This window comes from Bacteroides sp. GD17 (genome assembly GCF_038448625.1).
In the GTDB taxonomy this organism is placed as follows: Bacteria; Bacteroidota; Bacteroidia; order Bacteroidales; family Bacteroidaceae; genus Bacteroides.
Genome location: NZ_JBCEZS010000007.1, coordinates 76,948 through 100,096 on the forward strand (window position 1 = coordinate 76,948; position 23,149 = coordinate 100,096).

Below are 23,149 nucleotides of genomic sequence, written 5' to 3' on the forward strand. Positions count from 1 at the left end.
CAAATGATACTTATATTCCGGGGAACAAGGACATACGTAATTGTCACATCAATGTGGGCACGGGAAAAGAAATCAGCATAAAGGAAGTGGCCGAAAAGATCGCAAAAGAAATAGGGTTTAAAGGTGAGCTACGCTGGAATGCTTCGAAACCGGACGGTACACTGCGCAAACTGACTGATGTAACTAAACTACACTGTCTGGGGTGGCATCATAAGGTAGAAATACACTTCGCTTACAAACTAAAAAACGTAAATACATATTCTATTTCAAATTTATGTTTATCTTTGCCTTACAAAAATAGGATTCATATATGGCTACTCTCAGAATAAAGAATTTTGGTGCAATCAAGAAGGCTGACTTCAATCTCAACAAAGTAAATCTGTTCATAGGATATACTTCTACAGGGAAAAGTACAGCAGCTAAATTGCTGGCAATATTCAACAGTACAGATGTGCTGACCATACCGGATGGGGATTTTGAGAGTTTCAGACAATTACTGACAGAGTATGACATAAACTTTGAATTCAAAGAAGACACTGAAATCTTTTTTGAACAAGATGAGTATTTCTGGAAAATCGGTCGGCAGACTCTACAAACCAATAATAAAGATGCCGAACTCTTCAGATACAGTGAAAATCCACAAATATTCATTGAACAATTCATCAAACAAAAAAAAGATAATATTGATTTCGCTGATGCCATAAAACAAGTAGAAGCTTATTATCAACAAGATAAAAAAACAAATCTATTAGATCATTTATATGCAAGTCTGGCAGAACTAAATATTGCCAGCTCGCATAGAATTCAATCACCCATTTATATCCCGGCCGAGAGAATATTAATATCAACTTTCTCCAATAGCATTTTTTCATTGCTGGAAGCAGGTGCTACAATACCTCAATGCATATCCCGCTTCGGTTCTCTTTATGAAAAGGCAAGAAAAAAAAGAAAAGAAACTGATATTGATATACTGAATATCAAGGTGAATTTCTCTAAAGAGGATGACAGCATCACCATGAACGACCAAACAAATATTAGTCTGAAACAAGCATCAAGCGGTATCCTTTCTGTATTACCTCTTTGGGTAGTATTGGAAGATAACAGCAAGAGTGATAGCAATAACCTGATTCTAATAGAAGAACCGGAATTAAACCTATACCCTTCTGTCCAATTAGAACTCATTAATTGGATTATGGGAAAGATAGTCACAACGAACAATAAGATTGTAATAACGACACACAGTCCATATATATTGACTGCTGTAGATGACTTGATTATGGGACAAGACGCCTATTCCAAACATGAACAAAATAATGGGATTATAGAGAAACTGAAAACTTTATTGCCGACAGAGTCTTTGGTAAACTTCAGCGATGTAGCTTCCTACTACTTCGATAAAGAGGGATCTGTAAAAAATATCAGGGATGTAGAAACACGAAGCGTAGGAGCCGAGTATTTAGATGAAGCTTCAGAAAAGACATCGTATATATTTAATGAACTTAGCAATTTATTATAATGGCGTGCAAGTGCTTTGAAAATATAGTATTACCGGCAAATCTGTCATTATTAGAAAAACTATCTATATGCAAATGCAAATGTACTGCACGTTTTTCTGCTGAAGAGAATAAAAGGATTTTTATTTTGAAGGACGCAAAAATAGAGGAGGTTGAAAAACATAAGATAGACGGAAGTATCATTAATGATACGCAGAGCAACAAATGTGACTTTTTATTCATCTGTAATAAACAAAAATTCTTTTTTGTCGAATTGAAAGGCACTGACATAAAACATGCATTGACGCAAATTGATGCAACAATGCAAGTATTTTATAAAGCAGGGATCATCGCCAATAAAGATATGCGCTGCTGCATTGTTTTCACTACATATCCCAAAGATAATGGAACATTCCGTAAAGAAGTAATCACGCTGAAAAAAAATTGGAGAAATAGAGTTGCCAACATTGAGGTAATTCAAAAAAGTAAACGGATGGAATATTCTGTAACACAAGATAAAATTATAGGATAAGCCACCTTATATAACAACAAAAAAGTATAGCTAAATTACATTTCCCTCGTTTTTCCTTGTTTATAACATACACATTCCATAAATTTGCCACATATTTCCGACAAAAGCTATATGCCTGTTCCCAATACCTTTCCATGTGACAGGCGACAGCGTAGCGTACTCTACTGACAAAAATTACTTCTCTATACATGCTGAAATTAAAAACTGTTTCTCTTCTGAAGCACAAAAGGGAACTTGACTCATTGCCCGAAGGCAAACTACTGATTAATACAATCAATGCACATTCGTACAACACCGCATTAAAAGATCCTGCCTTTGCAGAAGCTTTACTGAAAGGAGACGCATTAATCCCGGACGGGGCAAGCATTGTATTGGCTTTCAGACTCCTGAGACACGAAAAGATAGAACGTATCGCCGGATGGGATCTGTTTTTGCACGAAATGAATAAGCTGAACCGGAAAGGAGGAACCTGCTTCTTTCTGGGAAGCAGCGATGATACTCTAAGAAAAATAAAAGTGAAAGCTGTACGGTTATATCCCAACATCCTGATAGAAACCTATTCCCCACCCTATAAACCGGAATTTACAGAAAATGATAACCGACAAATGATAGCTGCCGTGAACCGCATACAGCCGGATCTGCTCTGGATTGGCATGACCGCACCCAAGCAAGAGAAATGGGCTTATGCACATTTAAAGGAATTGGAAGTGAACGGACCTGTCGGGACCATTGGAGCCGTATTCGATTTCTTTGCCGAGAATATAGAGCGAGCTCCTTTGTGGTGGCAGGAGCACGGACTGGAATGGCTATACAGGCTGATAAAGGAACCCAAAAGAATGTGGAAGAGATATATCATCGGCAACAGCCTGTTCTTATGGAATATTGCTAAAGAGAAATTTACATCTTGATACTAATAACAAACTGATTCAAAGAAAAAAATCATGAATAAAAAGGTAGCATTGATTTCGGGCATCACTGGCCAGGACGGTTCTTTCCTGGCCGAGTTTTTAATCGAAAAAGGATATGAAGTGCACGGTATATTGCGCCGTTCATCATCGTTCAATACCGGACGTATAGAACATCTTTATCTGGATGAGTGGGTGCGGGATATGAAAAAGAACCGCCTCGTCAACCTGCATTATGGAGATATGACAGATAGCAGTTCGTTAATCCGCATTATCCAGCAAATACAACCGGACGAAATCTATAATCTGGCAGCACAAAGCCACGTAAAAGTATCGTTCGACGTACCGGAGTATACAGCAGAAGCAGATGCCGTAGGTACATTGCGTATACTGGAAGCTGTTCGCATCCTGGGGTTGGAGAAGAAAACGAAGATTTATCAGGCTTCTACCTCAGAACTGTTCGGCTTGGTGCAGGAAGTGCCTCAGAAAGAAACGACGCCGTTCTACCCACGCAGCCCGTATGGAGTAGCCAAACAATACGGTTTCTGGATAACGAAGAACTATCGTGAGAGTTATGGTATGTTTGCCGTAAACGGCATTTTATTCAATCATGAAAGCGAGCGACGCGGAGAAAACTTCGTGACACGCAAAATTACGCTGGCCGCAGCACGTATAGCCCAAGGATATCAAGATAAATTGTACTTGGGAAATCTGAATTCACTTCGTGACTGGGGATATGCCAAGGATTACGTGGAATGTATGTGGCTGATTCTTCAACATGACACCCCGGAAGATTTTGTGATAGCTACCGGTGAGTATCATACCGTGCGCGATTTCGCCACACTTGCTTTCAGAGAAACCGGTGTAGAGTTGCAATGGGAAGGTGAAGGAGTAGATGAAAAAGGTATTGATCCGAAAACCGGTAGAGTATTGGTAGAGGTCGATCCGAAATATTTCCGCCCTGCCGAAGTGGAACAATTACTGGGAGACCCGACCAAAGCCCGGACACTGCTTGGCTGGAATCCGCGTAAAACTTCCTTTGAGGAATTAGTGAAGATCATGGTGGCACACGACATGAAGTTTGTGAAAAGGTTATGAGAAAGTGGTACATACTTCTCTCCCTGCTTTGCTGTACCCTAACAGCACAAGCCCAATACTCAATGGGTAACACCGGCCTGCTGAACATCCCGACAGCAGACATGCAGGAAACCGGTACCTTTATGGGAGGAGGGAGTTATCTTCCCAATGGCATGACACCGTTCAGTTTCAACACCGGAAATTACTTCGTTAACGTAACATTCCTGTCGTTTCTGGAATTGAGCTACCGATGTACTCTACTGAAAAGTAAACGGTATGACGGTAAGGAGGGCTATTATCAGCAGGACCGTTCCATGACAGCACGCATCCGGCCGTTAAAGGAAGGACGATATTACCCATCGATAGTAATAGGAGCGAACGATCCTTTTAAGGACACCGGAACCAATTACTTTGCCACCGCATACGGAGTGCTGACCAAAAGTTTCTCAATAGCCAAGGGAGACCGCCTTGCACTGACAGCAGGGTATTACTTTCCACTGAACAGTCACAGTATACAAGACGGACCGTTCGGAGGAATCAGCTACTCTCCTGCTTTCTGCAGAGAAGTAGCTGTTATGGCTGAATACGACTCGGACGGCTTCAACATAGGAGGCACTGCCAGGATATGGAAACACGTCTCCATACATGTATTTACAAGAGAATTTAATTGTATATCGGGAGGAATACGGTATGAATGCAGGCTTATACACTGAGAAGAAGATAAACTATATATACTCTGAGAGGAGATATCGTTTGAAATGTATTCTTTTTATATTATGCTGCTGTAGCTTTCCGACGATTCGTGCACAAGTAACAGAGAATCTGAAAGCTATCGGCATGGAAAATATACGATGTATACAAACATCGGATATAACCACCGTAAGCTTTGAAGACAATGTATATAGAGGAACATATCGTGGTGTAGGTAAGGCGATTGAGGCTTGTCTGCAAAGTAAAACGGAAGGCAATCTGCAACTGGTAGTGTTAGAAAATCAGATACCGAGACTGTGTATCAGCCTGCCGGACACTCTGATCAAAGCTTACAGACACGAAGAAATCAGCCTGGCACAAGTATATCAGCAAATGGGCATTACCGTAGATACAGACCGGGCTATGGAGGCATTAAAAGAAGCAGGTAAGGAAAAAGCATCTTCTGCCTGGAAAATGGATATTGTAGTGTATCCGGATCTGTTTCTGGAAAATAACACATTCGACGAATTGTACACTTATGCCATAAACCTGAATCCCGCCATAGAAATGGCATTATGGAAAGGAGGTCGGCTGACAGCTCAGGTAGTTCTACCTGTAGCTACCAATCTGAGTGGAGAAATGAAGCGGGTAAGACCGGGCGTGATTGTCTTGTCTCAAGATGTACGGTTAAGACACAACTTCTTCGGAAGATTAACCGTAGGCAACTTCACCAACAACCGCATCGGCGCCCAACTGGAAATGAAATACCGAAACAACAACGGGCGCATGGAATTCGGAGCTTCCATCGGTTCCACGGGATTCTCGGCAGTAACCTCGGACGAAGGATGGTACGTAAGCAGAAGACAACGCATCAATGCCTCCGTCACGACATCGCTCTACGAACCGCACACCAACTTGCAATTCGACTTGAAGGCAAGCCGATATGTGTATGGCGACTATGGAGTGAGAGGCGATTGCACCAGACATTTCGGAGAATATGCCATAGGTTTGTACGGTATCTATACAGATGGGGAGATAAACGGAGGATTCCACTTTGCCATTCCCCTGCCGGGAAAGAAGTGGAGCCGGAAAGGATTTGTCAGGGTAAAGCCCTCCGATTACTTTGCATGGTCGTACAGTATGATAGCAGATGGCAAATACATAGAAGAAAAGATGGGCGGCAGTTATAATGTACGTCCCGGTGAAAACCGAAGCAGCGGGTTTTACCAACCGGACTATATCCGGTATTTCCTGATCCGGGAGTTACAAAGAAAGAAATCAAGTTGAATATAAAATTATTGCATTTGTTTTATTTAATAACGAAGTATATGAAAAAGAAAAGTATGTTTTTAGGAAGTTTGTTGCTATTTGCAATAATCTTCAGCCTGACCGGTTGTCACAAAGATGACAAAGAAAATGAGATTGTAGAGGACCCACTGGAAACCAAGACGGAATATTACATTGTGGGTACAGTAGTCGATGCCAATGGTGCCGTATCGGGAGCTAAAGTGGAAATCAACAGCACAAACAGTACCACAACAGATGGTAGTGGTGTTTATTCGCTGACTGTAACAGAAACCGGTACTTATACGGTGAAATTTTCGGCAAACGGGCTGGAAGCGTATGAGGATCAAATTTCAATTGCCGGCAACGCTGCCAACCGCACGCAGGCTACTCTGAATGTGAAAATGGCCAAAGCCATCGACATAAGTAAAGGAGCATCTGCCGAGGTCAAAGAAAACGAAGACGTCGTTATAGAAACTCCGAATCAGGAGTCCGAAAGTGAAGAACCGGAAGCAACCATCAGTATTCCGAGCGGTGCTGCAGAAACAGGAACAACCGTTGCTGCCGTAGTATATGAAGAAGCACAGGCAGCTAAAGCGGAAGATGCACCTCTAACAGAACAAAAAGAAACAACTTCTATCAGTAACGTTGCTATACAGACAACTCCGACAGACGCCAAAGCTAAAAGCGACATTGAAATCAGTATCCCCAATACAGCTGACGAAAGTGATGAAAGCTACTTCGATACAGACTTTATGGAGGCACAGAAAGATAACACCGTGACAAGAGCTGCTACACGATTCGGAGATGTTACATTCAAGAACAATAGTTATATAATCACCATTCCCCAAGGCGAAACCATCTCGGGAAAATACTCGGCTAAAGTACAGTATCAGAAAAAAGCTGAAGGTGTGCAAACAGGAAGCTACAATAAGATAAACGGGCAAAACGGCGTAGTAAAGTTTGAAAATAGAGAATACAGTGCACAAAACGTAAAGCTGACTGTTGAAACCATCTGCGGCTGGCAATACACAACCAATCCGACCGAGGCGCTGAGCGCCGCCGGTGCTTCGACCGACTTGGCAGCTTCCATTCAAAAATACATTATAGCCGGTGAAGGTAAAGAAGGAACTTACAGTGTAACCAAAGAATTGAATGCAAGCATCAGCGGTAACCATGCATTGCGGTTTGGTAGTAAAGCAAAGACTCAAGCCAAAACGTATACTTTCAACATCATTGTAAAGGGAGAGAAGAAGCAAGTAGCAGTCAAACTGTTATGCTATGTCGGCTATACCGAAGAGTATGCCAATGAACCTATCAGCCAGCACTCCGGTGGTGGAACAGGAACCCAGAACTAATGACCATAGCCATTGACTTTGACGGCACCATCGTAGAACACCGATACCCACAAATAGGAGAAGAAATTCCTTTTGCCGTCGCTACGCTGAAGATGTTGATAAAGGAACGGCACAAACTGATTCTATGGACCGTGCGTGAAGGTGAACTGCTGCAAGAAGCCGTAGAATGGTGTAGAGAGCGAGGACTGGAGTTCTATGCCGTCAACCGGGATTATCCGGAAGAAGACACGACGCACAATGGTTTTTCGCGTAAATTAAAAGCAGACATCTTCATTGATGACCGCAATCTGGGCGGCCTGCCCGACTGGGGAAACATCTACCGTATGGTACAGAAGAAGCTGACATTCGAAGACTTATATTGTGAGAATAAAGAGTCTGTAACAGAAAAGAAAAAAAATATCTGGAAATGGTTGAAAAAATAACGATGAAATACGTTTTTTGACTTATGTCAAATCATAACCCGCAAGAACCTTCTAACTTTGCATCATCAATAAGAAGTAATAGAGAAATTAGTTTTTATATAAGGTAGAGAGATTGTTTTTTTAGGGTACATTAAGAAATCGAGCAATATCCGTAAATGGATATTGCTCTTTTTATATCAATACAATTCCTCCTGACCGACTTCTACAAACAGCTTTACCAACTTTTCAATAACGGGCTTTAAGTAGCGTTCTCCTTTTTCGGCAGAAGCTTTTCTAGGATCCCCCACTCCGCTGTCTACAGTAGCTTTATCCCAATGACGAGGCGCCCAGCCAACTTTCTCATTCAAAGAAGGGATGGCAAACGGCTTGCTTTCGCCATCACCGGCCTCAGCCAGATTGACCAGTTCCGGGTGATAATACATCATGGCAGAAGTCTCGGATTCACCGGCATGGTCGTCAATCTCAGCCTCAAAATAGTCTTTCGGAGGGATGATGCTGAACCAATCGGTGGCAATAATCAGAAAGTCGGGATACGTAAATGCCAAATCGCGTATCATACCTTTGAAATTATTGCCTCCATGCCCGCTGAGGATTATCAGCTTCCTCATGCCTTGTGCATGGAGAGAGGCTACGATATCCTCCAGAATAGCCTGCTGGGTGGAGTAACGGGTATGAATGCAGAATGGAAGTTCCCGCTGTCCCGGATTGTGGGCACCGAAAGGAACAGGAGGCATCACCATGCATCGCACACCGGAACGCTGCAATGCGAGTGTTGCAGCATCTACAGCAATGTCGTGCGGCAAGATGCAATCTGTGAGATAGGGCAAATGCAGATTGTGAGGTTCTGTAGCTCCCCACGGCAGAATGACGACATCATACTTCACTCCTTTTACCTTTCCATAACAGGAAACGGTAAGATCAATTTCTCTTTTTTCCATGATCGTTTATTTTTATTGCCTGCGATATTCTTTGGGTGACATCCCGGTGTGATGCTTGAAATACTTGCCAAAAAAGGATTGATTGGCAAAATGCAGTTCATCGGCAATCTCCTGAATACTTAACTCGGAAGATTTCAGCAAGGCTTTTGCTTCCAATACAACCAGGCTATCAATCCACTCTCCTGCCGTCTTTCCACTAATCTCCTTCACAACAGTAGAAAGATGCTTGGCTGTCAGGAACATCTTATCGGCATAATAAGAGACGCTGCGCTCTTCTTTATAAGACTCTGAAACGGCACGGATGAAACGCTCGAACAAGTCTTCCTTCCGGCTTTTAGGGACGCGTTCCTGAATAACGTGTCCCTGATAAATATTGTATATCTCATAGAAAAGGGCCAACAGCAAACCTTGGGTTATTTCTTTGCGAAAAGGATTGTCCTTCAGCTTCACCTTGCTCCAAAGAAAAGAATGGTACTCCTGGAACGATTGAGATTCTTCGGGAGTAATGTGAATAAAAGGCCGCTCTTTAATCATGAAGAACATAGGAAAAAGTTGTTGCATGGTAGGTATAACCATATCCATGAAATCCCTTGATACAGCAATGAAAAGCCCGGAGAAGTCGGCGGAACGTTCTCCTTGCTGGATAATCTGGTCGGGAAGAATGATACCCAACATGCCTTCTTTAAACTCGTAATGCTGTAAATTAAGTTCCATCTTGCAGTAGCCTTTCAAACATACAACCAGGCAAGCGGCATTCAGACGGGTGGGATAAACGCTTAACGGTATATCCTTTATGTCGTTGAAAATAGCAAAATCATTGCCGATGAAATCAATCATCGGCAAATGATGTATCTGGGAAATATCTACATTCCTTATTTTCTTATCTTCCATTTTCTTCGTGCTTTGGCAACAAATGTAGGATTATTTTAGGTAATACAGTTCTAAAATTCCTTAAATGGAAAAAAGAGAACACTATTAGTTCATGATCTTAAATCCAATAAAGAACGTTCTCGGCTGTGTAGGCCCGTAAAAGTAACCGGCATCGCGGAACTCACCTTTATCCAGATCTTTCTGGAAACTATTGAAGATGTTCTGCACTCCCGTATTCAACTGAAACTTGATATGATCGCGAAGGACAAATGTATAGTTCAGCTTTAAGTTCATATCAAAGAACTGGGGAGTATTCTCCATACGGTCTTTTTCAATATATCCGGCATAGTGGGGTACAATCATCTTACCGGTATAGGTACCTGAAAGAGAGAAATCAAAATTCTTTGCCGGTGCCGATGAAAAGGTGAAATAACCATAATAGTCCGGTGTACGGGGCATACGCTTGGTAGTCAAATCTTCACCGTCTACTTGCGTCCAGGCTTCCTCGCGGGTATAGCGGCTGCGTTGTGCCGTAAAACCGAGTTGGAATTGAGCCTCCTTGCCGTGGGCAATCTTGGCATCCAGATTGGCACCATATACACGTGCACCATTTCCGTTACGGCGCTCTTTGATAACATCTCCTACTTCATTCTTGCCGATATCTTCCAGCACAAATACGTGGCGCAAATCAGTATAGAAACCTTCTACCAAGATATTTGCCTGCCAGTGTCCAAGATGCGTAGTCCAGTCCACTGAACCGCTGTAACTGTTGGAACGTTCTTCACGCAAGTTATCGGCCAACTTTATCTGTACGCCTTCACCACCTACAGCCGTCACGTGCAAGTCTTCATCATAGGCTTGCGGGGCACGGAAACCGGTGGAATAGGTCAGACGTGCCTGAAAATCTTCCGTCGGCTTATAAAGCAGATTCACACGCGGGCTAAAGATCAGTTTGTCAATCAGGTTATGCTTGTCCAGACGGGCTCCGACCAGCATGGTCAGTACATTCATCTTCCATTCATTCTGAACAAAAGCACTGGCAATGCGGACGTCTTGTTCCATATCACGGTGATAACCGGTCATGACATCATGCAGAGAGTTGTCCTGATATTCCAGTCCACCTGTAAAGGTGGCAGGAGCAAAAAAACAATTGTCCATATTGCCCACGTACATACCGCCTGCAACCCAAGTCAAGTCTTTCGTCTTACCATAGGCATTTGCATCCTTCTGAGCACCATAGTAGCTATTCCGATCGGTATGCTGGATAGAAGTATAGGCAGAGATTTTATGCTTGTACTCTTTCCAGAACAAATCATAGCTGATGCCTCCGCTATTGATAATATGTTTGGTTTGCTCGGTAATATCCGTTTCGTGGGGTTGCAGGTCGAATTTGTTGCCTCCACGACGGAATTCGTTAGTAGTATGGTACTCCAGATTGATGCGGCTGAAGTTGGTGGGACGATAATAGGCACGGAAACCGAAGGTATTCATATTCAGCTTACCCAACTCCGAGAAGCCGTCTCCATCGCGATCGTAAGGATTGCGGTTACGATAGCTTTCATAAAGAGCTATACCGTAAGAATTGTCTTTGGCAACCAACGATACATTGCCTCCCATGTACTGTTCCCAAGACTTTCCATCCATATTAGAAAACATGCTCGATATCTGGAACGAATTGTTGATAGGGTCCTTCGTGATAATATTGATCGTTCCACCTACAGCATTGGCACCAAACAAAGCAGAGCCGCCACCGCGTACTACCTCCACCCGTTCAATCATGTTCACAGGAATCTGCTCCAGCCCGTATACACCACTCAGCGCACTGATGATGGGACGGCTATTTATAAGAATCTGCGAATAAGGTCCCTCCAAGCCGTTGATACGTACCTGGGGAAAACCACAGTTCTGGCAGTTATTTTCCACACGCAAGCCCGATTGATAATTCAGGCTCTTTGCCAAATCAGTGGAATTGACCATCTCGAACAGCTTGGTACTCATGACATTCACCACCACGGGAGCAGACTTACGGCTCACTTCATTGCGGTTGGCAGATACTACCACTTCATCGGTCATGAAGCTCTCTTCCACCATCGGGAAATGCACAACAGCTGTAAACTCTTTACTTACCATCACTTCTTTCTCCTGCGTCTTATACCCTACCGCAGACACACGAAGTTTATACTTTCCTTCCGGAAGTTTGCGGAACTCAAACTGTCCCTCTTCATTGGAAACAGTCCCCTGATTACTGCCAACAATCAGAATGGTGGCATACGGTATATTCTCTTCCGTACCTTTTACGATGACATGGCCGGAAATCATATTGCCTTCCTTAATAGGATTTACGGCAAAAGCTACGCTGGTGCTTACACACGTAAGTACCAACGCTAATATGTATTGTTTCATTTAATTAGCGCTCTAAATTAAAAATAATTCAAGTTTGAAAAGAAAAAACAGATTAGACAAACTGGAATTCAGCAGGAGGAGCGCGTAAGGAAAGAGTTCGTATTACTTCCCCTTTTACCGTCGGAGTGGCCGGTTCTGCTTCGAGTACAGCCAGCAATGGACGCATCGGATGTTGATCTTCGTAAACATCAACTTCGGGAGAGCAGAACGCTGACAGACACCCAATGACAACAAGGGATGTTTTAGAATGGGAGTGTGTACCATGAAAAGGATGCGAATGAGTTATCAGCACCCCATTTATATAATGAACGTGAGTAAACGCAGTGATGCTTGTCTGGTACACTATAAAAAGTACCAGCAAGCTCAAAGCGCCTATAACTTTCTTTTTTTGCTTCACGTCCAAATACTTATGTTATGAATTGAGCCGCAAAGATAGCAAATTACTTTTTAACTTTACCAAACAGGAACTCATAATCGCGTTTTGCAGCCGGAACCACCCATTCTTCGGGGATAAACTTCCACTGATTCAATGCACGCGGCTCAATCACCTTCTTCTGTTCGATATACTGCATCAGGTAATAACGCAAGTCTTTATCGGTGGAGCTGATGATACGCTCCTTCAGGTCGTCCTGTGAAATACCCGAACCTTTTGTCAGCAATTCACCTCCGCCATTGCCGCGATAAGAATTCACCGCAACCTTATAGATTTTATCCATATCAAAAGGAGTACCGTCCGCCATGCTGAGAATAGTTACCTTTTCTCCATCCGGCTTTGTTACGTCCACCGTATAGATGATACTTGCTGCCGAATCAAAGTTGAAACTGAAGTTTTTGAATGATGCCCTATCTTCGGCACCTTCACGGCGTTGTTCACGGAACAGCAAGAGATGATCATCCGGAGACTTCATCTGATTGGTCCACAAATTATATGACATTTCCAAAGCATCATGTATCTCTTTCCCGGAGAGGTTCATGGTATAAAGCATATTTTCATACTTATACAAGTTGAACATATCACTTACAAAGATATCTCCTTCACTGATTTCCGTATCATAAGATAAAGGAGCAGCCAAAGAGATATCAGCTCCACTAATTTCCAACTGCAATGTATGGATAAGATCTATAAAGGCAGAAGAGCCGAAATAAGCAGGACGAGTCGAAATTGTCTCTGTAAAAGAACCGATTTTCTTGGAAACAAAATTCTGTACAGCGTCATACTCGGGCGCAAAGCGCTGCATAAATTCTTCGCTGACACCATAATTCTTGGTTTCGGACAATACACCGTTGACTTTCTTATCCACCACTTTGCCATCACGCAGCTTCAAGGTAACATCCACATTGCTGACTACGATGCCTGTACTGGCAGGGTCCATAATCAGCACCGAATCACCGGCAATATTCTCTATCTTTTTGCACTCACGAGCATGGTCATGGCCCATCAGCACAATATCAAAGCCCGGTACGTTACGGGCCACTTCCACCGAAGCATTTTCATGAAATTTACCTCCCATCAACTGGGCATCCTGTCCGGCATGGAAGATACCGATAACCAAATCCGGTTTTTCCTTCTCACGAATAATTTTCATCCATTTGCGGGCTGTCGCTTCCATATCATCAAAGCGCAGACCTTTCCACAGATTCTCTGACAGCCACACCGGAATGGCAGGTGTTATCATACCTAATACGACAATTTTCACACTATCACGCTCCAATACCTCATAGGGTTTGAAGTGCGTTTCTCCGGTAGCAGTATCTATAATATTGGCACCTAATACAGGAAAATGACAATCGCCTGCCCAGCGGTCAAAGACAGCACGACCGGTTTCTACATCATGATTTCCCATGTTTCCGGCATCATACCCCATAAAATTCATCATTTCCGCTGCCAGATGGCGGGTAACCGTATCAATATAATTGTAATAGTAAGCAGTGGGTTGTCCTTGAAGGATGTCACCGTTGTCCAGCAGAATCAGATTATCCTTATAAATTTCACGTTTCTTTTGTACAAAAGCATGCACACGTGCCAAACTTCCGGCAGCTTCCTTACGATGAATAAAGTCATAAGGATAGTAATTGCCATGAATGTCGCTGGTTTCTACAATCTTAAGTTTGACTTCCCGTTCCTGCGCAGGCAACACGCCCATCAGGAGGAAAATCCCGATAACAAAACAACTGAATCTTTTCATATTAGTCTTTTATTTTTTTGGCTGTTTATAAGTTCATTGGATGAGTAAACATAAATCGTGCTCCGTTTGTGTAAGTCGAGTCTATCCAAATCTCTCCACCCCACTTCTCTACGGTCAACTTGCAGATGGATAATCCCAACCCGGTTCCCTGTACATATTCGTTCAACTTTTCAAAGCGCTCAAACACTTGTTTCTGCTTCTCCAATGGAATGCCGCAACCGGTATCTGTCACTGAAAATACGGCCATTTTCCCAGTATCGTCGATATCCAGTCTCAAAGTAATCGTCCCTTCCTTGGTGAACTTGTCCGCATTGGAAAGCAGGTTGATGACAACTTGCTGCAAACGCTGTATATCTGTCCGCATTTCCACCACTTCACGATCGCACTCAAACAAGAAACGATTATTCGACTTACGTGCCTGAGCTACCGAAGCCACCACCTGCTGGCATACCTGCACTACATCGCAACTTTCCAGTGAAAACGTCACGCGGTCCGCTTCCAGGCGTGATACATCCAATATATCATTGATTAACCGGAGCAATAAATCCGAATTGGTCTTGATGATTTCAAAGAATCCACGCTGCTCTTCCTCCGAAGTTCCTCCGGAAGAGAGTACATCCGAGAAGCCAACAATGGCATTCAGCGGCGTACGGATTTCGTGACTCATATTGGCAAGGAAGGCACTCTTCAAGCGACTGGACTCTTCTGCCCGATCCTTAGCTTCACGCAATGCAGCTTCGGAGACTTCCAGCTCATCCTTCAGTTTCTTTGTATGATAATAGAAGTAAAGGGAAAGGAGCAGACCTACCAGCAGAATCAACAGAAAGGCAAGCACAGACCATATCTGATACTTATACTGCTCGTAGAAAGACGGAGTGACATTAATCAATTTTACAGGTTGCGAAATGCCGGATATATCTAACTTCTTTTCTTTTACAAGTTTCCCGTCCAGTATCGTTTCATTGGGGATTACTTCCATGTGTTCTTCTCCCTGCGGTTCGGTCAGCAAGTAGAAAGCTTGCCTCGCCATCTCCTTGCCCAATGCACGATAAGCGGGTACAATACCTCCCACCGCCCAATAGCCCAAGCCCACAGAGCTAAGAGAGAAAGTAGGCAATGTAGGAGCGGCTTCCATCATAGCATAGGTTGCATTTCGCATGAAGTAACCGTCATTCATATCTACACGCCATGTTCCCATCAGCAACGCTGTGTTTTCGGGCAGTTCATGCAACTTGTCACTGATCGTATAAATGGTGTTTACACGACCATCCAGCAGAATCAGGTTCAGTTCAGGAAACTTCTTCATCTCCTTCACTACAAAGGCTTGCATGGAGACGCCTCCGTAACTATTATCCGAAACAAAAGCTATATTTTCGGTCTTAGGAAACAGCTTCTTTATCAAGTCAATATTACCGGCTACATCATATTCGTATACAAAACCGGACCTAATAGGCGAATTGGGAAAGTCAGTAAAGAAATCCACGGATTCAGGCATCCATGTTTTCAAGTCAGCGGTACTATCCGGCAATAAGATGGCATTCCGGCTGGACAATGCACTCAGAGCAGGAGTATTACCTCGTACTGAATCATCCAGAGATAAATAGGCAGCCCATGCTTCTTGTCCGATAAGGACAATCAATGCCGGACTTTTGCTGCCTTGATACTTAGACAACAATTCCTCCATCCTCTGCTTCCACAACGGAGATTCGGAGAAACTTTTGCAGTTCATATTTTCCAACGCAATCGTATTTCTCCCCCCTAACCGCTGGAATTCTTCCATAAAGTCTGAGATATTGCCCGAGGTTTGGCGGGCATCCGGATTATAGGAACTGATTAATAATACCGGGTGCTGATCTCCCGCTTCAGGAAAAGCAGGTAAGAGATGGCATAAAAGCGCCATCAGGCATGGTAACACCCTATATATTATTTTTTTCAATAGATTCATTCAGTACCTCTCTAATTGGGGCAAATATACAGAAAAGTTGGAAGTTAAAGAAAAAAAGGTGATGAAGTTTTTATTCTTCATCACCTTTTCCAAACAATGGTTCTATCTGTTTTATGATAAAGGAACAGAAAATTCCCTAGGGACTTTTATCAGATTCTACAAAAAAACAGGTGGAATTGATGATTGATGCAAAACAAAGTATTTCTTCATGAAACCAACATAGACAAGACTAAGTAGCAGAATAGTACCCGACAGATACCAATAACCATAAGCCATACACCCTATATACCCTACAATTATGATGACTTGTACTATCATATATACTAATGATACCACCACATGAGGAACTTTCAACTCATTCGCCATGATCTGATATAAATGCTTCCGATGAGGTAAACCGATATTCTCATGAAGCAGCAGCCGATGAATGATAGTCAGAACACTGTCAACACCATAAACAGACAATAGGACAATCCAACTGAAATCCTCAGTCTGAATAATCAATTTACCAATCAGGAAAAGAAGAATGAAAGCGATACTAACAGAACCAACATCACCCGCAAAACATTTCGCTTTCTTACGGAAATTAAAGAAACAGAATACCAAGACAGAACAAAGAACCGTATAGATAAAGCCTTCTTCTACAAAAGAAACTATTTCTTTATTGATATAAGCCAGCGCAACAAGAATAACCAAAGAATAACCACCTGTGATGCCATTGATCCCGTCCATGAAATTATAAGCATTGATGATACCCGTACAAACTATTAATGCAACGATTATCCACCACCAGGATAAAGAGAATAATCCCCATTGATAGAACATCAAAGCCATAGCCGAGAAATGGAACAGCAACCGTAACTTCTGAGAAGTAGATCGGATGTCATCTACAAAACTGATGAACGCTACCAAAGTTAACGCCAACATAAACCAAGGATATTCAAAACCACTTGTCAGAAAATAAGCCAACGCTCCGAAATAAAAGATAATTCCCCCACCCCGAAGAGTTATTCGTGTATGTGAACTGCGTTCATTAGGCTTATCAATGATATTACACCTATCAGCCACCCTAAAATAAAAAAGTTCTGCCAAAAATAGCAGAACTAATACGATCAAATAATACATTCAAATAAAGAGTTTACATACCATGCCTATTCATCCGCACGGCAAATTGTACATTGTAAATTGTCAAATTGTAAATGACTCGATTGTCTTCCTTATCCCATCTTCTGCCCTTACAGGCATCCGTTCAATTCCCAAAGCAGCCTTGATCTTCACATTACTCACCACATAGTTTTCCGTCAACTTACACAAACGTTCCGTATTCAAAGGCAAATGGAGTAAGGTGCCCAATCCGGCACAACCTTCCATCATACGCTTATTCATCTTCCAGATATGCGGCTTACGCCCCAACACCTCACACATCAAAGCTATCAACTCATTCGTAGACAAAGCTTCATCATCACCCATGTGATAAATGCCACTCGAAACATCCTTCGTCAGCAGTCCCTCCACCACATAGCAAAGATTATCAATCGAAGTAAAGGATCTCCTGTTCTCAAAGTCACCCAAAGGCCAGGGAATACCCTTCTTCACCACATTATAAAGCAAATTCAGATTCCCTTTATTTCCGGGACCATGAATCATACAAGGGCGCAAGATATACACCTGCTTATCCGAGTGTATCTCATTCTCCTCCTTCGGGAAGGAGGAGTACCCGCAGGGGGAGGTGGTAGGAAATAAAAAATGTTCCTTTATATAATCTTCCGCAGCAATCTTACTTTCTCCATAAGGTCCAACCGGTGTCGGTATCACCTCTTCCGTCAATATATCCCCCACTACACTATCCGCAGCTGCCTTCACAGAACTAAAGAAAATAAACTTCTTCGCAGAAGATTCCAAAAAGAAATCAAATATCTTCTGAGTCAACCCAGTATTAATATCAAAATAAACCTGAGCAGCAGACTGGTTCTTCGTATCATGAGCTTTTCCTGCCAAATGAATAATAGCATCAAACTTAGGAAGATTCTGCAGCGGAAAAGAAGTGGGGTCAATATCTTTCCAAGAGAAAGTCTTTATCACACCTACCTTTTGGGGTGCAACAATATCCAAACCGTAAAGACGGTGATACTTCTTCAAGGCTACAACAAGATTGGAACCAACAAAACCATGGATTCCAGTAACAAATATATTCATGGAAAAAGATAATTGGATTTACAAATATTCAATATACTGTCAGCCATTTCTCTAATTATATTCTCTCTTGAATATTTCTTCTTAAAACTAACTCTTTCTTCAAAAGATAATTTATAATCTTTCATTTGACTCACAAAATCATCTACATCTGTAGGTTTAAAAAGAATATAATTAGACAGATTGTCTTTAACAAATTGTGCAGCATAGCCACCGACACCCGCTATAATAGGTTTATTGAATGCTCCATATTCAAACAGCTTCGAAGGTAATACTTTCCTAAAAGCATCCAAATCATTCAAATGTAAGAATAAGAATGTAGACTGCTTATAATATTCAAGAAGTTCTTTTCTGGATATCGGACTCAGCAACTCCACATTCGTGACTTGCAACTCTTCCAGTTTTAGCTTCAAGAGTTGTTTAGTCCCTCCGTCTCCAATCAAACGAAACAAATAATTATTTCCCAGTTGTTTGGCAGCTTGAGGAATCACCTTTTCCAATCCTTGCCCGCTACCCATATTCCCGGCATAAGTGATTATCCTAGGACGTTGTTCCCTTTCACCTCCATCAGTTTCCGCCGTCAAAAAGACATCATCTATCCCATTTGTAAAATAAGTATAAACCGGGCGTCTGTACTTACCAAAATATTCTTTAAACCCTTCCGACACCAGATTGATATGAGTGGCATTAGAAAATGTATATTTTTCTATCATCTTGGCAAATGTAATAACCGGAACCTGAAGAATTTTCCTATTTTTAAGTATATCCTTCATTGTATCTACGAAAATATCACGAATGTCCAAATAAAGAGGACAATTTTTTGAAGAGGCAATCTGTTTTCCCAAGAAGGCAGTGAAAAGCCGGGAGGAAGAGGCATATACCAAATCGAAATCCTCATGCTTTACCCTCTTCATCGCTTCACGATAATAAACGAAAAAAGACCTTGCCTGATCCAGCATACCACCTTTATGCTCCGGTATTGCAATTCTATCAATCACATAATTCTCTCCATATTCCTCTGCCTGACCGGAAATCTTGAATGTTTTATAACGGTTGGGCTGAGTGGTGATTACATGGACAAAGTCATTCACTCCCAACCGACTTCTTATTTCCTGAAACAAAGGCGTATTTCTGAAAGAACCGGCACAAAGATCCGGTTCAAAATAGAAGGATAAAAATAGCAGTCTCATCCGAATATTGTTTGCAACTTGTTTTTAAAGTATATTTTTACCCCGACGGAAGGTACTCTTTTGTTGAATTCTGGAGCATAATAAGTATCAAACAGTTCTATTGAATCTGCCCCTATAAATTTTACATGGTAATCAGAACCGATAATTTCTGCTTTCTCCAATTTTATCTTTTCAGATGGATGAAAGTGCAGATAAGCCACGGCTTCCGATGCAATGGTATCGCAAATATTATAACATCCGTCTTTCATCTCAAAAGAACGGATATGTTTTAGTTTTTTAGAAGAATATCCATCATGAACAGCAACCAGCCTGTCTGCTGTTTCCTCTAGAATTGTAACAAACGCTCTTCTGCCAACCCGATGTCCGGCCCACACCTCACTCGAATTGGAATTATCCACAACAACTGTATTATGAGCTGCTGTAGAGCGCTCATAAAAACGAATCTGATTCACTTCGTAAGTGGAAGTACCCGTATCAACTATCACCGAACGATTGTTCACATGCAACTCAAAATTGAAAGTATCCGCATGTGCATGTCCCGGCTGATAGTCAGGACCAACTTTCGCTACATCAATAACCGCCTCAAACTTCAGATTTACAAGTTTTCGGTATCCAGAATCTCTCAGTGTTGTTTTCCTATAGGACAATCCCAATCGGTCGGCATAGTCAAAAAGAGCTGCAGTTGTTGGAGCGATTTTGAATGCCGCATCATTGAATAAAGGGATATCACCGTTATTAAAAGTTATTGCACTAAGCCACCCAAGCATTCTGCAGCATTGCTTTTCAAATATCGGTAGAAGTTCCCGTGAAAAAGAAGGATTGCATTTCACCAAATTATAACAGTCGAGCACACGAAAAAGCATTATGCAATGGTACATCGGACTCAATTCAAAATTGGCACCATCTACTAAAGTTTGCTCTTCCAATTCCGGAATCAATATCCGTTTTGCTTGCTTGTAGAAGTCATTGCTACCAAAATAATAAGCTCCGAACAATAAGGCAAATCCATTCTCCAGCAAGTGATTTCCCATAAGGTGATACTCCAACTTATGCGTCAGCAACTCCAGTTGTTGAAATAGAATGACATCATATCTTTTATCCTTCAGTTTGTGTTTTATAAAGAAGCGTATCCAGTTGATACATCTGAGAGAAAGTGGATAAGACTCCAGACCAACAGAGCAAGAAAGCAGTTGATTCAAAAAATCATTTATCAATACTATCCCCTCTTCTTTTGAACAATTCCTTTGGTTCAGATATTCAAAATAATTCAGATTGTATGCCCATAGTCTTCCATAGACAAGCCAATTCCAATCTATCCCGAATGGGAACGGATGGGACAGATTCAAAAAAGAGAATACAGCACTGGAACAGATATAAGAATTGTCAAGAGGAATGGAATCTTCAAGACAAAGATCATTACTCGCGACTAACTGATATTCATTCCATATTATTTTGGCAGGAAGGAAACGTTTTAGAATCAGTTTCCCCCTATATAGAATTTGAATCGGCTTAAGATAGCGTATCGTTCTATAAAAAGTGATTATTCCACTTCCACCCATCTGTTTTCTCTCAGACTTTCAATACAGGCAAATGAGGCCCTAGTCGTATTAATTATACTCTCAAAGGGGATCAATGATTCGCCCCCATTCATGATACGATCATTCAACAATGCAAATTGGCGTTTGTGTCCTTTATCCATTCTTGAAGTCATGGAGGAAAAACCTTTTATTCCATAACCCGTAAGTTTTCTCCAATTGTCCAATATCAAGATACGTTCCTGAGCAAACACTTCCACACGTTCTTTGGAATAAGCCTTGCTGCCGTTTGCGAAATAATTGATGACAGCGTTGGAACCGTTTTCATAACGCAACAATATGCTGGCATTATCTGTATTCTCCTGCGGATTCTGTCCAAAAGCATTCATACATACAGATACGACCCTACTATTGGCCAGATAAGAACACAAATCAATGAAATGGCAGGCTTCTCCAATGATACGTCCTCCACCAACCTCCAGATCATGCACCCAAACCTCGGTAGGAATAAATCCCGCATTCATGGTTGCCACTATATTCTTTGGACCTTCCCCCATCAGCTGCTTCATCTTGACAGCAAATGGAGAGAAGCGCCGATTGAATCCAACAGTCAAAGTTACTCCTTTAGGAGCATTTTCATAAGCCTCCATAATCTCACCCAATTGCCGCTCATTCAGACATAACGGCTTTTCCACAAATACATGCTTTCCTGCTTTGAGTGCTTCCAGAACCATAGGAGCATGTAGATTGTGTCGGGTGGTAATCAAGACCATATCCACAGATTCATCTTTCAGAATCTCTTTATAGTCAGAAGTTGCATTAGCAGCACCCGCCTTCTTAGCCAATATTTTTGCAGAGAGTCCTTGAGCACTAGCTATATATTTTATGCAAGCCTTTGCTTTCATTAGGGCAGGAAGGACTGTTGCCGATGTAAAATTACCGGCACCAATAATACCTATCTGACCATTCGAACCGCTAAAAGTATTGGCATTTACAGCAACTACAGTTTCCACTCTCGAATCTGCAGGAAATTTTAGAATAGAAGCAATAGATCCTTGCTTACGCATATCACCATATATTTTCAAGTAGTCATCCAATACAACCTCTTCTGTTATAAGTGACTTTACATCCAATGCACCCGATGAAAGGGTCTGAAGAATGGTCTCAAAGTTGCGCTTCTCCGTCCAACGGACAAAAGGCAATGGATAATCCTGACCCTTATTCTCATAATTCTCATCATAACGCCCCGGACCATACGAACAAGAAACCTGAAAAGACAATTCCTTTTTATAGAAATCATCCCTACGCATATCCAGCCCAATAACACCTACGAGAACAATACGTCCTCGTTTTCTTGACATTTCGCAAGCCTGATGAATTACATCATTACTCTTGGTAGAAGCTGTGATCAGTACCCCGTCAGCCCCGATGGATTCAGTCAACCCTTCTACAAACTTGACCGAATCTACACCTTCTCTCGGATTGATGGCTATAATCCCTTTTTGTTTTGCTAGATCAACTTTCTGCCTATCATAATCCACACCTATTACCCGACAACCGTTGGCTTTCAACAGTTCCGCAGCAACCAAACCAATCAATCCCAAACCAATTACAACAATAGTTTCTCCTAACTGTGGATTAAGCAAGCGGATACCCTGCAAACCTATAGAACCTATCACAGTGAATGAAGCTTCCTCATCCGATACATTATCGGGTATCTTGGCTACTAAATTCTTAGGAATACATACAAATTCAGCATGATTCCCATTCGAAGCAACACGGTCGCCTACTACAAGGTCAGTAACTCCCTTACCAACTGCAACCACCCTTCCCACATTACAGTACCCCAAAGGCAAAGGTTGTCCCAACTTATTAAATACAGCTGCAAGTGTAGGCTGCAAGCCATCTGTTTTTATCTTGTCAAGTACCTGCTTTACTTTATCCGGCTGTTGCCGAGCCTTGTCTATCAGGTTTGCTTTTCCAAATTCAACCAACATGCGTTCTGTTCCTAAAGAAACCAAAGTACATGTTGTTCGGATTAATACAGAACCAAATTTGACTTGGGGAACCGGAACTTCTTCTAATATGGTTTGACCTGATTTAATATCTTGAATAATCTGTTTCATAA

The 23,149-nt window shown here is 42.0% G+C and carries 19 protein-coding genes and 1 pseudogene; 9 read left to right on the top strand and 11 right to left on the bottom strand.

Annotated features, from left to right (window positions below; translation table 11 throughout):
* Window positions 1-5 precede the first annotated feature (5 nt).
* The 9 genes and pseudogenes from AAE250_RS12800 to AAE250_RS12840 form a co-directional block, all read left to right on the top strand.
* A pseudogene (locus AAE250_RS12800) lies at window positions 6-329 on the top strand (hypothetical protein); the annotation flags it as partial.
* Window positions 311-1,516: an AAA family ATPase gene (locus AAE250_RS12805; protein WP_294600376.1), complete on the top strand. Its 1,206-nt coding sequence runs from the start codon at window positions 311-313 to the stop codon at window positions 1,514-1,516. The pseudogene AAE250_RS12800 and the gene AAE250_RS12805, both read left to right, overlap by 19 nt.
* Window positions 1,517-1,641: 125 nt before the next feature.
* Window positions 1,642-2,025: a hypothetical protein gene (locus tag AAE250_RS12810; RefSeq protein ID WP_294600378.1), complete on the top strand. Its 384-nt coding sequence runs from the start codon at window positions 1,642-1,644 to the stop codon at window positions 2,023-2,025.
* Between the two features lie 188 nt (window positions 2,026-2,213).
* On the top strand, window positions 2,214-2,933 hold the full coding sequence (locus AAE250_RS12815; protein ID WP_294600379.1) for a WecB/TagA/CpsF family glycosyltransferase: 720 nt from the start codon (window positions 2,214-2,216) through the stop codon (window positions 2,931-2,933).
* Between the two features lie 33 nt (window positions 2,934-2,966).
* Window positions 2,967-4,028, top strand: a complete 1,062-nt coding sequence (gene gmd / locus AAE250_RS12820) for a GDP-mannose 4,6-dehydratase (RefSeq protein WP_294600381.1) — start codon at window positions 2,967-2,969, stop codon at window positions 4,026-4,028.
* Window positions 4,025-4,720 (top strand): YjbH domain-containing protein, encoded by a 696-nt coding sequence (locus AAE250_RS12825; protein ID WP_294600383.1) that lies wholly within the window; start codon window positions 4,025-4,027, stop codon window positions 4,718-4,720. The genes gmd and AAE250_RS12825 overlap by 4 nt, the downstream gene beginning before the upstream one ends.
* The gene (locus AAE250_RS12830; protein WP_446715755.1) at window positions 4,698-5,984 is read left to right on the top strand and encodes a YjbH domain-containing protein; all 1,287 of its coding nucleotides are present in this window, start codon (window positions 4,698-4,700) and stop codon (window positions 5,982-5,984) included. Before AAE250_RS12825 ends, AAE250_RS12830 begins: the two co-directional genes overlap by 23 nt.
* 41 nt (window positions 5,985-6,025) lie before the next feature.
* Window positions 6,026-7,339, top strand: a complete 1,314-nt coding sequence (locus AAE250_RS12835; protein WP_294600387.1) for a carboxypeptidase-like regulatory domain-containing protein — start codon at window positions 6,026-6,028, stop codon at window positions 7,337-7,339.
* A complete protein-coding gene (locus tag AAE250_RS12840) occupies window positions 7,339-7,761 on the top strand; it encodes a BT0820 family HAD-type phosphatase (protein ID WP_294600389.1) in 423 nt (140 codons plus the stop codon). Before AAE250_RS12835 ends, AAE250_RS12840 begins: the two co-directional genes overlap by 1 nt.
* A gap of 176 nt (window positions 7,762-7,937) precedes the next feature.
* Here AAE250_RS12840 and AAE250_RS12845 read toward each other — a convergent pair whose 3' ends face one another.
* From AAE250_RS12845 to AAE250_RS12895, 11 genes are all read right to left on the bottom strand, one after another.
* Entirely contained in the window at window positions 7,938-8,699 is a 762-nt protein-coding gene (locus AAE250_RS12845; protein ID WP_294600391.1) for a creatininase family protein, read from the bottom strand.
* A 12-nt stretch (window positions 8,700-8,711) separates the two neighbouring features.
* Window positions 8,712-9,590, bottom strand: coding sequence for a helix-turn-helix domain-containing protein (locus tag AAE250_RS12850; protein WP_294600393.1), 879 nt, complete (start codon window positions 9,588-9,590; stop codon window positions 8,712-8,714).
* A gap of 84 nt (window positions 9,591-9,674) precedes the next feature.
* Window positions 9,675-11,972, bottom strand: coding sequence for a TonB-dependent receptor (locus tag AAE250_RS12855; protein ID WP_294600395.1), 2,298 nt, complete (start codon window positions 11,970-11,972; stop codon window positions 9,675-9,677).
* Window positions 11,973-12,024: 52 nt separating this feature from the next.
* A complete protein-coding gene (locus tag AAE250_RS12860; RefSeq protein WP_294600396.1) occupies window positions 12,025-12,369 on the bottom strand; it encodes a hypothetical protein in 345 nt (114 codons plus the stop codon).
* Window positions 12,370-12,412: 43 nt separating this feature from the next.
* Window positions 12,413-14,158 (bottom strand): bifunctional metallophosphatase/5'-nucleotidase, encoded by a 1,746-nt coding sequence (locus AAE250_RS12865; protein ID WP_294600399.1) that lies wholly within the window; start codon window positions 14,156-14,158, stop codon window positions 12,413-12,415.
* Between the two features lie 25 nt (window positions 14,159-14,183).
* Window positions 14,184-16,103, bottom strand: a complete 1,920-nt coding sequence (locus AAE250_RS12870) for a sensor histidine kinase (protein WP_294600400.1) — start codon at window positions 16,101-16,103, stop codon at window positions 14,184-14,186.
* A gap of 156 nt (window positions 16,104-16,259) precedes the next feature.
* Window positions 16,260-17,228 carry an MraY family glycosyltransferase gene (locus tag AAE250_RS12875; RefSeq protein WP_342289024.1) on the bottom strand — a complete coding sequence of 323 codons (969 nt, stop codon included), beginning with the start codon at window positions 17,226-17,228 and terminating at the stop codon, window positions 16,260-16,262.
* A gap of 63 nt (window positions 17,229-17,291) precedes the next feature.
* Window positions 17,292-18,299: an NAD-dependent epimerase/dehydratase family protein gene (locus AAE250_RS12880; RefSeq protein ID WP_342289025.1), complete on the bottom strand. Its 1,008-nt coding sequence runs from the start codon at window positions 18,297-18,299 to the stop codon at window positions 17,292-17,294.
* Window positions 18,296-19,486 (bottom strand): glycosyltransferase family 4 protein, encoded by a 1,191-nt coding sequence (locus AAE250_RS12885; protein ID WP_342289026.1) that lies wholly within the window; start codon window positions 19,484-19,486, stop codon window positions 18,296-18,298. The genes AAE250_RS12880 and AAE250_RS12885 overlap by 4 nt, the downstream gene beginning before the upstream one ends.
* Window positions 19,483-21,045 (bottom strand): alginate lyase family protein, encoded by a 1,563-nt coding sequence (locus AAE250_RS12890; RefSeq protein WP_342289027.1) that lies wholly within the window; start codon window positions 21,043-21,045, stop codon window positions 19,483-19,485. The genes AAE250_RS12885 and AAE250_RS12890 overlap by 4 nt, the downstream gene beginning before the upstream one ends.
* Entirely contained in the window at window positions 21,027-23,147 is a 2,121-nt protein-coding gene (locus AAE250_RS12895) for a bi-domain-containing oxidoreductase (protein ID WP_342289028.1), read from the bottom strand. Before AAE250_RS12895 ends, AAE250_RS12890 begins: the two co-directional genes overlap by 19 nt.
* Window positions 23,148-23,149 lie beyond the last annotated feature (2 nt).